Source organism: Luteibacter sp., from assembly GCF_036499525.1.
GTDB lineage: Bacteria > Pseudomonadota > Gammaproteobacteria > Xanthomonadales > Rhodanobacteraceae > Luteibacter.
Map to the genome: position 1 here is coordinate 16,289 of NZ_DASYDO010000038.1, position 11,819 is coordinate 28,107.

At 64.2% G+C, this 11,819-nt stretch carries 10 protein-coding genes; 7 read left to right on the forward strand and 3 right to left on the reverse strand.

Annotation, left to right across the window (positions count from 1 at the left end; genetic code table 11):
• Nucleotides 1-43: 43 nt before the first annotated feature.
• Nucleotides 44-1,285 (reverse strand): LysR family transcriptional regulator, encoded by a 1,242-nt coding sequence (locus VGM71_RS07695; protein ID WP_331543647.1) that lies wholly within the window; start codon nucleotides 1,283-1,285, stop codon nucleotides 44-46.
• Nucleotides 1,286-1,429: 144 nt separating this feature from the next.
• Here VGM71_RS07695 and VGM71_RS07700 point away from each other — a divergent pair, with 144 nt between their 5' ends.
• The 6 genes from VGM71_RS07700 to cydB all read left to right on the forward strand — a co-directional run bounded on the left by VGM71_RS07700 (nucleotide 1,430) and on the right by cydB (nucleotide 8,502).
• Nucleotides 1,430-2,290 (forward strand): amidohydrolase family protein, encoded by an 861-nt coding sequence (locus tag VGM71_RS07700; protein ID WP_331543649.1) that lies wholly within the window; start codon nucleotides 1,430-1,432, stop codon nucleotides 2,288-2,290.
• Entirely contained in the window at nucleotides 2,287-3,180 is an 894-nt protein-coding gene (locus VGM71_RS07705; protein WP_331543651.1) for a hypothetical protein, read from the forward strand. The genes VGM71_RS07700 and VGM71_RS07705 overlap by 4 nt, the downstream gene beginning before the upstream one ends.
• Nucleotides 3,167-4,450: a C4-dicarboxylate transporter DctA gene (dctA, locus tag VGM71_RS07710; protein WP_331543653.1), complete on the forward strand. Its 1,284-nt coding sequence runs from the start codon at nucleotides 3,167-3,169 to the stop codon at nucleotides 4,448-4,450. Before VGM71_RS07705 ends, dctA begins: the two co-directional genes overlap by 14 nt.
• 76 nt (nucleotides 4,451-4,526) lie before the next feature.
• Nucleotides 4,527-5,951 carry a carbohydrate porin gene (locus tag VGM71_RS07715; RefSeq protein ID WP_331543655.1) on the forward strand — a complete coding sequence of 475 codons (1,425 nt, stop codon included), beginning with the start codon at nucleotides 4,527-4,529 and terminating at the stop codon, nucleotides 5,949-5,951.
• Nucleotides 5,952-6,073: 122 nt separating this feature from the next.
• Nucleotides 6,074-7,489 (forward strand): cytochrome ubiquinol oxidase subunit I, encoded by a 1,416-nt coding sequence (locus VGM71_RS07720; protein WP_331543657.1) that lies wholly within the window; start codon nucleotides 6,074-6,076, stop codon nucleotides 7,487-7,489.
• A 5-nt stretch (nucleotides 7,490-7,494) separates the two neighbouring features.
• Nucleotides 7,495-8,502: a cytochrome d ubiquinol oxidase subunit II gene (cydB, locus tag VGM71_RS07725; RefSeq protein WP_331543659.1), complete on the forward strand. Its 1,008-nt coding sequence runs from the start codon at nucleotides 7,495-7,497 to the stop codon at nucleotides 8,500-8,502.
• Nucleotides 8,503-8,630: 128 nt separating this feature from the next.
• Here the strand turns inward: cydB and VGM71_RS07730 are convergent, their stop codons facing one another.
• Complete coding sequence (locus tag VGM71_RS07730; protein WP_331543661.1) at nucleotides 8,631-9,404, reverse strand: YkgJ family cysteine cluster protein; 774 nt, start codon at nucleotides 9,402-9,404, stop codon at nucleotides 8,631-8,633.
• A gap of 227 nt (nucleotides 9,405-9,631) precedes the next feature.
• Here VGM71_RS07730 and VGM71_RS07735 point away from each other — a divergent pair, with 227 nt between their 5' ends.
• On the forward strand, nucleotides 9,632-10,756 hold the full coding sequence (locus VGM71_RS07735; RefSeq protein ID WP_331543663.1) for a hypothetical protein: 1,125 nt from the start codon (nucleotides 9,632-9,634) through the stop codon (nucleotides 10,754-10,756).
• Here the strand turns inward: VGM71_RS07735 and VGM71_RS07740 are convergent, their stop codons facing one another.
• Entirely contained in the window at nucleotides 10,757-11,818 is a 1,062-nt protein-coding gene (locus VGM71_RS07740) for a carotenoid 1,2-hydratase (RefSeq protein WP_331543666.1), read from the reverse strand. It lies immediately after the preceding gene.
• Between the last annotated feature and the right edge of the window lies 1 nt (nucleotide 11,819).

Consider the following 11,819-nt stretch of genomic DNA (forward strand, 5'->3'; position numbering starts at 1 on the left):
TGCCTCCATGAATCCTGATGGTGGATGATCGAATCCTACCTCCTTAGATGGCCCCTGTCCCCGTGGCCTCCCGTAGCGCCGTCTTTCGCGCGGCCATTTGCTGCAGGAGAGCCACGAAGGCCGACTGCAGCCGAGTGGGTTGCCACTCGATACGCCGCGTCATCGCGATGCGACGCCAGAAGCCCGGCCCCTTCGTCCCTATCTCCACGAGCTTACCCGCGCGGCTTTCCAGCAGGAACTGGTCGCGCGACATCAAGGTGAGCCAGTCGCCCTCCAGCATAAGCCCGCGCATGATCATTACCGAGGCGCACTGAACCTTCAGGTTTGGCGGGTCCCTTCCGCGGTCATGAAACATGCGCTCCCAGTTGAGCCGCATGGGCACGCCACGTGCCGGTACCACCCATGGATAGTGAAGCAAGGCATCGATCGACGGTCGCGCCGTGCCGCGCAACGGATGTCCTGCCCGGCCGACGATGACGAGTTCGTCGTCGAACAGACCTTCCTGACGGACATCGCGTGCCGGCACCGACTGGCGCTGTGAACCGATGAGGAGGTCCATCTCGCCATGACGCAACCGCTGGAGCAATTCCATGTACGGTCCTTCGATGACTTCGATCGAAGCACCCGGATAGTCCTCGCAAAACCGTGCCAGCACCTGCGGCAGGAAATGGGCTCGCGCCACGGGAAGGACGCCGATACGGATATTGCCGGTGGCGTCGTCCGACGGCGCCAGTTCGTCGATACCGGCGGCAAGTTCCGCCAGCATCAGGCGAACGAAATGCACGAGCTTCGCCGCGGCATCGGTGGGCCGCACCGAGCGCCCCACTCGCACCAACATCGGCACTTCGGTCGTTTCCTGCAGTTCGCGCATGGCCCGATGCAGCGCCGGCTGCGAAATGCCCACTTCCGCGGCTGCCGCGGCATAGCTGCTGACGGTGACTACCGAGACCAGCGCGCGAAGCTGACCCATGGTGATGCGCCGCTCGATATGCGCGATGGCCTGCATGCGCGCTGGGCGCCGCACCTGGACGATGCCGCGTGCCAGATAGCGCAACGCACGGGACACGCGCGCGATGAAACGCGCGCCGTGCTCGGTGGGCGTGACCCCCGACGGGTGCCTGTCGAACAGCCGCGTGTTCAGCGCGCGCTCCATGTTCGCTACCGCGTGGGCAAGCGCCGGTTGGGAAAGGCTTATCTCGGCCGCCGCGGCGCTCATGGTCCCCGCCCGCGAAACGGCAAGCAGCGCGTCGAGGTGGCGGAGGTTGAGGGAGAAAACAACGCTCATGAGATCATTAACTTATTTCGATACCTCAATCATAAATCGAATTTGGCCCCGAGGCGCGCCGCAGCGCATATTTCAGGCCTGGACAGGACCATCGATTTTGCAGTGCAACATTTTTCTATAGTTTTTCTGAATGGGCGAGGCAACGTGATCCTTCTCGATACGCACACACATGTCATTTCGCCGGACGCGAACAGCTATCCTGTCGCCCCCATTGGCGGCCGCCAGTCCGAGTGGTCGCACGATCGCCCCGTGGATGCCGACGGCCTGCTTCGCGCCATGGACGTCGCCGGCATTGAACAGGCCGTGGTCGTCCAGGCATCGACCGTCTATGGCCATGACAATCGCTACGTTGTTGACACCGTGCGCGCCCACCCCGACCGCTTCGTGGGTGTCTACTCCATCGATGCGATGGCGCCGGATGCAGTGGCGCGCATCGACCACTGGCAGTCGCAGGGACTCGCGGGATTCCGCCTCTTCACTACCGGCAGCACGATGCCGGGCCAGGCGGACTGGCTGGGGCACGAGGATTCATACCCCGCCTGGGCGCATGCGGAGGCACACGGCATCCCGGTGTGCCTGCAGATGACCATGGACGGCCTGCCGAAGCTGCGCGAGCTCATGACGCGTTTTCCCGGCGCGAACGTGTTGCTCGACCACTGCGCACGCCCCGACCTGAAGGATGGCAAGCCGTACAGCGCAGCCAAGGCGCTGTTCGACATGGCCGCCTTCCCAGGCGTGCACCTGAAACTGACCAATCGCACGCTAGAGGCCGCCGCACAGGGCGCCTCCCGTCCTGCCGACTTCCTCGAAGCGATCGTGGCCGTCTTCGGCGCGACGCGCATCGCCTGGGGCTCCAATTTCCCGGCCGCCGCCGGCACGCTGGACGAACTGGCGGCCACCGCGAGGACAGCCCTGACCGAACTGCCCCTCGAAGCCCAGGAATCCATCTTCAGCGGCACGGCCCGTCGGATCTATCCCTTCGCGCGACGCGGAAGCATGGCATGACTACGACCACCCTCAAGACGGTCCTCGGCAACTATCCGCACACGAAGGCGCTGAAGGACAGGAGCGTGACCCACGCGGACGTCACGCTCGACTTCCAGGAAGTCTCGCCGGTGCACAAGGCATTCGCGCCGATGGTGCGCAACGAGGCTTACGACTTGTGCGAGCTCGCGATCGTCACGGCGTTGCAGGCCGTGGCATACGATCGCCCGGTGGTGCTGCTTCCCATCGTCGTCGCCTCGCGCTTCCAGCGCGGCTGCCTTATCGCGCACGGTTCCCGGCCCATCGGGCCCCAGGATCTGCCCGGCAGGCGCGTCGGCGTGCGTGCCTATACGCAGACGACCGGCATGTGGGTGCGTTCGCACCTCGCCGAGGATTTCGACATGGACACGGGTGCGATAGAGTGGATCACCCATGACGGCGCGCATGTCGAGCAATACGGCGATCCCGCCTTCGTCCATCACGACGATAGCGACAAGAGCCTGCTGGACATGCTGCGCGATGGCGACATCGACGCCGCCATCCTCGGAAACGACATGCCCAAGGGCGACGAATTCCGCCCCGTCATCGCGGATGCGAACGACCGCGACCTGGCATGGTGGCGCAAGCATCGCTTCATGCCGATCAACCACATGGTGGCCGCATCGCGCTCCGCCGCCGGCCAGAGCCCCGCCGCGATCAGGGCCGCTTACGAACTGCTGCGCGAGGCCGCCGGCCAGGTGGGTGCCGACCCGGTCGGGCCCGTACCCTTCCGCTTCGGCTTCGAAAGCCTGCGCGAGCCCGTGGCATTCACCATCGACGCCTGCATGCGCCAGGGGCTCCTGCCCCGCCGGCCCGGCGTAGACGAAGTTTTCGCACCTGCCAGGAGGATCCTCGGTCATGGCATTGATTGACGCACCGCGGAAGCCGCGCCGCTTCTACGAGGACCTGACCTTCCAGGTGCTCGCGGGCATGGTGCTGGGTGTGGCCGTGGGCGCTTTTTTCCCGGACATCGGCAAGCAACTCAAGCCGCTGGGCGACGTGTTCATCCGGCTGATCCAGATGGTGGTAGGACTGATCATCTTCTGTACCGTGACCCACGGCATCGCGAGCGTGCGTGATCTCGGCAAGGTCGGCCGCATCGCCATCAAGGCCATCGTGTACTTCGAGGTGGTGACCACCTTCGCGCTGGTGATCGGCCTGGTGACGATCAACATCCTGAAGCCCGGCATGGGGATGCATATCGATCCCGCGAGCTTCCAGACCGCTGGCGCTGCCGTCCATCCTGCCGCCCATATGACCTTCGGGGAGTTCCTTCTGAACCTCGTGCCCAAATCGGCCGTGCACGCGTTTTCCGAGGGAGAGATTCTCCAGATACTGGTCTTCTCGGTGCTGTTCGCCTGTGGCCTGGCCTCGCTGGGCGACAAGGCCAGGCCGGTGCTCGAGACGGTGGATACGATTTCCAAGGCGCTGTTCTGGATCATCCGCATCGCGATGAAAATCGCACCCATAGCGGCGTTCGGCGCCATCGCCTTTACCGTGGCGAAGTTCGGCCTGCACTCGCTGGTGGCGCTGGGCGCGCTGATCGGCGAGTTCTACCTCACCTGTCTCATCTTCTTCCTCGTGGTGCTGACGCCGATCGCGTGGTATTCCGGGTTCAGCCTGCTCAAGCTGATGCGCTACGTAAGGGAAGAGCTTGCGCTGGTCATCGGTACGAGTTCATCGGAAAGCGTGTTTCCGCAGCTCACGAGCAAGCTGACCAGGCTTGGTGTGGAAGAGTCCGTCGTGGGCCTCGTGCTGCCCACCGCGTACAGCTTCAACCATGACGGCACCTGCCTCTATTTCGCGGCCGTGAGCGTGTTCCTCGCGCAGGCGACGGGTACAGCGCTCGGTTGGGAGGCGCAGCTGTCGCTGCTGGTCATCCTGCTGGTGACGTCCAAAGGCGGCGCGGGCGTCGCGGGTTCCGCCATCGCCGTGCTCGCCATGACGCTTGCAGCCACCAAGACCATTCCGGTCGGCAGCATCGCCCTGATCCTGGGTGTGCACAGGGTCCTTTCTTCCGCTTTCGTGTTCACGAACATCGCGGGCAACTGCGTCGCCACCATCGTGGTCGGCCAGTGGGAGCACGCCGTCGACAAGGAGCGTCTGCATACCGAGCTGGACAACGGATTCCAGCCCACCTGAGCCAACGCTCGTTCGCACCGCCCGCGGGTACGGGGGTGCCACTGATCCACCAGTCCACCTGGGGAGGGGACGTTACATGAAGTTCAACCATCACACCTTCGGCGCCACCGCCGTGGGATTGGGCAGCCTTTGCTGCTTGGCCGCGGGCCCGGCCTTCGGGTCTCCCGCAGCTACAGGGGATACCGCTGCGACGCACACCGCCGCGGTAACGTCGAGCGCAGGCAGCACACGGAAGGACGATTCGCTTTCCGCCAGCCTGCAGCGCCTTGCGGCGCGCGGCGTGTTCCTGCGGGCCAACCTGATCAACCAGTACGCGACCAATCCTCGCGGTGGCGTGGACCAGGGCCGCACCAACGTGGGCCAGTTCAACATCGGGGCCGACCTCGACCTCGACAAATTGCTCGGTGCCGGTGGCGGAAGCTTCCACTTCACCGTGTACCGCGACTATGGCAATGGCCTGAACCACGACGTGACCGGCACGTTCTCGAAGCAGCAATACATCTACAAGAACGAGTTCCCCCAGTGGCACCTTGGCCTGTTCGCCTACGAACAGAAGCTGCTGGACAATCGCCTCGACATCCTGGTCGGGCGGCTGGGTACCACCAGCTACTACGCGCATCTTGCCACCAACTGCCAGTTCCAGTCCGGCGTCCATTGCGGCGTGCCGCGCCTGATCAATTCCGAGGGCGGCTATAGCCTGCTCCCGTCGGCCACCTGGGCGATGAACGTCAAGTACCACACCTCGAAGCACACCTATGTCGAAACAGGCGTATACGAAGTGAACCCCACGACGTCCGCCAGCAACGGCCTCGATTTCTCCGTGGCCAACGCCACCGGCGTGACGATTCCCGTCGAGTTCGGGTGGACACATACCGATCCCAGGGTTTACCCGTACGGCTTCGAGGTGAAGCTCGGCGGGTACCTCAGCACGGCGCCGCTCAACGATCCGTTCTATAACACCAAGGGCCAATCCCGGGGCTTGCACGGCGGTGCCGCCCGACACGCCGATACGAACCGCTCCGGTGCGTACCTCATGGCCGACCACGTGGTGTGGCGTCCCCATCCCACCTCGTCGCGCAACCTCAATGTCTTCGCCGGCATCGCACAGCAGCTTGAAACCGACGAGATCATGCGGCAGCAGATCTATACGGGCTTCGTCCTCACGGGGCCATTCGCGGGCCGTCCGCAGGACACCGTGGGCCTGTCTCTTTCGTACTTCGACATGACCGACGCCGAGCGCGACTACCTGCGCGACGCCCGGATCAAGGCCGGCGGCCACGGAAGCAACAATCCGCACCAGTACACCGTGGAACTCAACTACGGCTGGCACGTGGCCCGCGGCATCACCCTCATGCCGAACATCCAGTACATCGCGCACCCGGACAATTCGGGCATCGCGAACACGAAAGTGCTGCCGAAGGACATCCTGGTGTACGGTCTTAACATGCAAATGAACATTTCCGCCCTGTTCGGCCTGCGCAAGCCACAAGCCGCGGAGTAGCAGCAAGACGCTGCAATCCAGCGCCCCCCTCCGTCCTGCGACAATCGTTCACGCGCCAAAGTGTCGCGCCGGCAAGCCGTGCGTGCATAGTGGTCTAGACTGTGCACGAGACGGAGAATCCCATGAACGTTCCCGACACGGCACTCCTCCTGGCACGCTGGCAATTCGCCTTCACCGTGTCGTTCCACATCATCTTCCCGGCTATCAGTATCGGGCTGGCGAGCTATCTCGCCGTCCTCGAAGGCCTGTGGCTGAAGACCGGCAAGCTCGTCTACAAGGAGCTGTTCTTCTTCTGGTCGAAGATCTTCGCCGTCGGTTTCGCGATGGGCGTGGTGTCCGGCGTGGTGATGAGCTACCAGTTCGGCACGAACTGGTCCGGATTTTCCGCCATCGCGGGCTCGGTAACGGGCCCCCTGCTGACCTTCGAGGTGATGACGGCATTCTTCCTCGAGGCCGGCTTCCTCGGCATCATGCTTTTCGGGTGGACCAAGGTGGGGCCGAAGGCCCACTTCTTCGCCACGTTGATGGTCGCCACCGGCACCCTCATTTCCACTTTCTGGATCCTTTCGTCGAACAGCTGGATGCAGACCCCGCAGGGATATGGGCTGGTCGACGGCAAGGTGGTTCCCACCGACTGGTTCAAGATCGTCTTCAACCCGTCGTTCCCGTATCGACTCGTGCACATGTCGCTGGCCGCGTTCATCGTGGCCGCCCTGCTCGTGGGTGCCTGCGCCGCGTGGCACCTGCTGCGCGACCGCAAGGATCCCGCCATCCGCAAGGCGTTCTCGATGGCGCTGTGGATGCTGTTGCTGGTCGTGCCGATCCAGATTGCGGTGGGCGATGCGCATGGACTCAACACCCGTGAATACCAACCCGCGAAGATAGCCGCCATCGAAGGCCTCTGGGAAACCGAGAAAGGCGTAGCGCTCAACCTGGTCGGGTGGCCGGATATGAAGGCCGAAACCACGCGCTATGCCTGGCGGATTCCCCATCTTGGCAGCGTGGTCCTCACGCACAGCTGGGACGGCGAAGTGCGTGGCCTGAAATCCTTCGCACCGGAAGACCGCCCGAATTCGACCATCGTTTTCTGGAGCTTCCGCATCATGGTGGGCATGGGCACGCTGATGCTGCTCCTCGCACTGACCGGGTTGGCCCTTCGACGGCGCGGCCGTCTCTACGACGCGCGCTGGTTCCAGCGCTTCACTCTCTATATGGGGCCGACGGGCCTGATCGCGCTGCTCGCCGGATGGGTGACCACCGAAGCCGGACGCCAGCCCTGGGTGGTGTACGGCGTGCTGCGCACGCGCGACGCCGTTTCGGCGCTCAGCGTGCAGCAGGTGGGTACCTCGTTGATGATCTTCGTGATGGTCTACTTCCTGGTCTTCGGCACGGGTATCTATTACATGCTGAAGCTCATGGCGAAGGGACCGAATTTCCCGCACGACGAGGCGGCTGCGGAAGCCGCCGACACCGGCCGCGGCCGCGAGCGGTTCGATCACCGCCCGATGTCGCGTCCCACCGACTCTATCGACGAGTGATCGCCATGACCATCGATCTGCCAGTCATCTGGGCGGCCATCATCGGCTTCGGCGTATTCCTCTACGTGATGCTCGATGGCTTCGACCTCGGCATCGGCCTGATCTTCCCCTTCTTCGACCGCGAAGGCGAACGCCAGGTCATGCTCAATACCGTCGCTCCCGTATGGGATGGCAACGAGACGTGGATGGTGTTGGGCGGAGCATCGCTGTACGCCGTGTTTCCCCTCGCTTATTCCGTCCTGCTGCCGGCGACCTACCTGCCCATCGTGGCGATGCTCTGCGGCCTCATCTTTCGTGGCGTCGCTTTCGAGATACGCGCGAAGGCACGGCGCACCCAGCACCTGTGGGATCTGGCCTTCATCGGTGGCTCCGGCGTCGCCACCTTCGCCCAGGGCGTGATCCTGGGCACCCTGCTGCAGGGTATCGAAGTACGCGACGGAAGGTTCGCCGGCGGCCCGTTCGACTGGTTCACGCCGTTCAACCTCTTCACCGGCATCGGCCTGCTGGTGACCTATGCCACGCTCGGTTGCGGCTGGCTGCTGATGAAAACCGAAGGCGAACTGAGGCGTCGCATGGCTGTGCTGATGCGCCCACTGACCCTCGTCCTCGGCGCAACGATAGGTATCGTCAGCCTGTGGACGGTCCTCGGCCAGGAGGCCGTCGCGACGCGCTGGTTCTCGACGCCAGACCTGTTCTTCTTCCTGCCCGTGCCCGTGCTCGTCCTCGCGTGCCTCGTCGGCATCCTCGTCACCCTGCGCCGGGGCGCCGATCGCACGCCGTTCCTGCTGACCCTGGCCATCCTGTTCCTCGGCTATACGGGCCTGATCATCAGCATCTTTCCGAACATCGTGCCCCCGTCGCTGGATATCTGGACGGCATCCGCCCCACGTTCCAGCCAGTTGTTCACCCTGATCGGCGCGGCCATCGTCATTCCGATCATCCTTGCCTATACGGCACTGGCTTACTGGGTCTTCCGCGGCAAGGTGCGCGCGGACGATCCGGGGTATCACTGATGACCACGCGTAGCCGCTGGCGACAAGCCGCGTGGTTCGCGATGCTTTATGTCGGCGGTGTGCTCGCCGTCGGCCTGGTCGCTGCGTTCTTCCGGTTGCTCGTGCCGCGTTGACCCGGAGCCTGTCGCTTAGTCGGCATCGCCTGCAACGAAGCCCATGAAACTCGCCTCCGTGCCTTGCAGCGCGGAGGCAGGCAGCGGCGAGGTACCGGCGGACTGCAAGAGTTCCAGCGTGGCGCGCCGGTGAGACACGACATGCCATGCGGTCATGGCGACGTCACCACCGGCCGTCGTTGCCTCTTCCAAAGCCGAGAGGAGGCGCGCACGGTCCGGCGCATGGACGACGACGCCTTCGTTGGAAAGACCGCTGGACGAAATGCCCAGCACGGCACAAAGCTCTGCCTTGACTGCCGCATCGCGTGCGTCTGCCTCACGCATGCCGGCGATCGACTGAGCCACTTCGGCGTCTTTCCACTCGCCATCCTCGCCCTGGAGTACGTCCTGCGTTTGCCATGCCTCGGGCGGACAGAGCTTCGTGTCGCGATCCAGCGCGAAGAACGGGTTCACCTCGGCGGGATAGACCCGGCATGCCCGTGGCCGCCGCTCGTAGATGCCGCAGCGCATGTCCGGCTGCAGGTTCGGGCACGCGCCTTCGAAGACCGCCATCAACGATACGATGACGCGTACCGGAAGCTGCCCACTGGTCGCCGCAAACGATCGACGCCGCTTGTACCATGCGAGGTGATTGTCGGCCGGTGGCTCCTCCGGCCAAGGAATCGCCTCGCAGAACAGCTGCACGTTGCCTCCATCGCGCAACCACGCCATGGCTTCGTCGACGCCGATGGGTAAACGCAGGCCATGGCAGCAGCGTCCGCACATCGTGCATGAAAAGTGGATGGTCATGTGACGCCCGTTGCCATGTGGCTGATGAGGGAAGGTACAACGAACGCATTCGGTTTCGTGCCTCGATCGGTTACAGCCCTCCCGTCCGACTCGCAGGTTCCTACGCCCCGGGCGCCCAGATACCCGCCTGCCGAGGTCGACCACCCCCCACGATAGCGACGGCAACACCCCCGCTGCTAGCATATCGGCTGTACGCACCGCCTCCCCGCGGTGCTTCGGAAGCTACCGTGACATCCGCGAACCTCGTGGTTTCCTCCGGTGAAGTCACCGCGCTCCGCCTGATCGACATCGCCTACAGCGTCGACCTGGCGCATGCGGAACGACTGTGGACGGAACGCGGAAGCACCGCGTTCGCCCGCTCCTCGTTGTCCAGCACGCCACCGGAAGCCATCAGCTTCGGCGTACCGCCGTTATGGCTGTCGCTGGGCGAAGTGGAGGTGGTGCTCGCGAGCGGTCCCGCACGCGCCACGATGTCGGTTCGGCTATACGATTTCGGGCTTGCCGCGCTGTCCCTGCGCATCCGGCGCACCGGCCAGCCCTGGTCGTCCTACGTGCGCGACGTCACGGACGTGGATACCCGATTCGGACCCGCGTCCGGCACCCGGTTCTGGAATGACCTGCTCGAACGCGTGCAGGACGTGATCCGCCCGTCCCTGGAACGCCCGACGGAAGGCGAACGGCTGGACGAAGACCACCTGATCGCGACTGTCCATGCCTTCAACGAAAACATGGATGCGGAAAGGCTGATGGAAACGGTGGACCTCGTCGAAGTGCTCACCGGCGAAACGCGACCATTGTCACGCTCCGCACGGAAGGAACTGCTTTCCCGCAGCTTCTCCTATTACGCCGACGACCTCGTCGTATTGACCTGGGACCGCGCCTTCATCTACGAACCACGCGGCGACTCGGACGTGGCCGACGTCATTGAAGTGGCCAATGCGCAGCTCGTCGAGATGCGTTATTACGACCTGCATCTGGACGATGAGCTTCCGCACATGTACGACCAGGTGGAAAAGGCGCGTTCCACCGCCTCCCTGCTGGCATCGCGCCGATTCGCCCACCTGGCTCGCGGGCTATATGCACTGGTTGCCGAGGTCACCGAACTCACGGAGCGCGTGGACAACGCGCTGCAGGTCACCGAGGACGTTTACCTGGCGCGGATCTACAGCAGTGCCCTGTCGCTGTTCCGTGTGCAGGCACTGAGCGCCTCAGTGGACCGCAAGCTGTCGATCATCCGGGACACGTATGCGGCCCTTTACGAAGAGGCCTCAAGCCGTCGTAACGAATGGCTGGAAATCGCCATCGTCATACTCATCGTCGTGGAAATCGTCATATCCCTGACCCACGCGTAGCTAGAGTCGAAGCTTCCCGCCGTAACCCACCAGTTCCAGGTACCCTCGCCCGCCGTCGACGCGCACTGCGCCTTCCCAATACAACGGACCTCCCGTGGGGCGTGAATCCAGCTCCTGATCGTCGAACAGAGGTTGCAACACGAAACGCCTGATTCCGGCCGCAGTCGCCACCGATACCGTCGTCTCCACAGGGTATCCGGCTCCCGTCCGCGGCGAGCGCCAGATCCGTCGCGCATCGAACCTCACATCGTGGGGCCCGAGGATCGTGAGCGAACCGTCCGCCGCGCGCATGCTGCCGCCCGCCCAGACCGGGCGACCCTGCGAGTCGCGTACCCGGAACACGGTCACCGCGCTTCCGTCGTCCATATTCAATCCTGCCCAATCCCATCCCACCGCGCGTGCATCGAGAAAGCTCGACGACCACTCACGATCGAGCCAGGCCGTGCCGCGCACCTGTTCCGTTCGCGAACCTCGCGTAAGCCGTCCCTTCACCACGAGATGCGGAAGGCTGAAGTAGGCGCTCGCGTCCCCCTCACCGGGTCCCTTGCGGCTGTACCCCTTATCACCCTGGAGCAACGGCGGCTGCGTGGGCACGAACGTGAGATCGAGGTCGAAGCCATCGCTGCGCGCTTTTGTCGTAAAGCTCCCGTCCTTGTCGCGCTCGAGATGCCAGTCATCCAGCACCACATCGGTGTCCGCGGTGGAAGCGCCCACAAGCCCGAAGCCTTCGCGCGCCACCCGCTGCCCATGCTCGAGGTGTCCCACGACCGGGTCGGCCAACGCCACATGCGCAAGGATCAACTGGCGTGCGGCAAAGCGGCTCGGGTTGCCATCGTCGAACGGCAGCCGCGTGCGGAAGAACGTCACCTGGAAGCCAACCGGCCCGCCCTTCGTGTCCAGCCAACCGGTGAGGTACCACCACTCGGTCTTGTACGCCGGGTGTGCGCCGTGATCGCGCGGCAACACCACCGGGTTATCCGGCGAGACGGCGGCATAGTCCACGTGATCGGCGGCCAGGCCCGACCCGACGATCGTCGACAGCACGAGCGCCAACCATCGCATC

What these genes read in the sequence shown, in the direction of transcription:
- VGM71_RS07720 (WP_331543657.1), top strand. Translation starts at nt 6,074, where the DNA reads ATGAACGTTCCCGACACGGCACTCCTCCTGGCACGCTGGCAATTCGCC.
- dctA (WP_331543653.1), top strand. Translation starts at nt 3,167, where the DNA reads ATGGCATTGATTGACGCACCGCGGAAGCCGCGCCGCTTCTACGAGGAC.
- VGM71_RS07695 (WP_331543647.1), bottom strand. Translation starts at nt 1,285, where the DNA reads ATGAGCGTTGTTTTCTCCCTCAACCTCCGCCACCTCGACGCGCTGCTT.
- VGM71_RS07715 (WP_331543655.1), top strand. Translation starts at nt 4,527, where the DNA reads ATGAAGTTCAACCATCACACCTTCGGCGCCACCGCCGTGGGATTGGGC.
- VGM71_RS07730 (WP_331543661.1), bottom strand. Translation starts at nt 9,404, where the DNA reads ATGACCATCCACTTTTCATGCACGATGTGCGGACGCTGCTGCCATGGC.
- VGM71_RS07705 (WP_331543651.1), top strand. Translation starts at nt 2,287, where the DNA reads ATGACTACGACCACCCTCAAGACGGTCCTCGGCAACTATCCGCACACG.
- VGM71_RS07740 (WP_331543666.1), bottom strand. Translation starts at nt 11,818, where the DNA reads ATGCGATGGTTGGCGCTCGTGCTGTCGACGATCGTCGGGTCGGGCCTG.
- cydB (WP_331543659.1), top strand. Translation starts at nt 7,495, where the DNA reads ATGACCATCGATCTGCCAGTCATCTGGGCGGCCATCATCGGCTTCGGC.